This window comes from Bartonella vinsonii subsp. berkhoffii ATCC 51672 (assembly GCF_902825225.1).
Taxonomy (GTDB): Bacteria; Pseudomonadota; Alphaproteobacteria; order Rhizobiales; family Rhizobiaceae; genus Bartonella; species Bartonella berkhoffii.
Window position 1 is genome coordinate 1 of the sequence record NZ_CADEAK010000232.1, and the last position, 414, is coordinate 414.

Below are 414 nucleotides of genomic sequence, written 5' to 3' on the forward strand. Positions count from 1 at the left end.
AGATTGTTGAAGAAAAGTTACTAAAGATTATACCGATTCATTATCTCCGCCATGCACATCACTGGCTCATTTTACATGGGCGTTATATTTGCCAGGCGCGCAAGGCACAATGTACGCGATGCATTATTGCTGATTTATGTAAAGCAGCAATCAAAACAAATACAATTCCAGCACCTTTGGTTGAAGTTCAAGATAATGGGCCTCCAATTTTTTTTTGATACGCTCTTGCTATTTTGTATATACTAGCTTATGAAAATACTGTTGGGACCGTCCGGCAGGGCATGCCGTGGCTGTTTAAATGCTTGTTCAAGCGTTGGTCCGCTTGAGTGAATAAATCCACTATAATGAAAAATTGTATGGAGTAGCAAAATGCCCAAGATGAAGACCAAATCATCCGCTAAGAAGCGGTTTAAA

General features: G+C 39.9%; 1 protein-coding gene. It reads left to right on the plus strand.

Going from position 1 to position 414, the window contains the following annotated elements; genetic code table 11:
- Positions 1–218, plus strand: a 218-nt coding sequence (locus J7R10_RS09060) for an endonuclease III domain-containing protein (protein ID WP_425523346.1), incomplete at its 5' end; no start/stop codon positions are given.
- Positions 219–414: the final 196 nt, after the last annotated feature.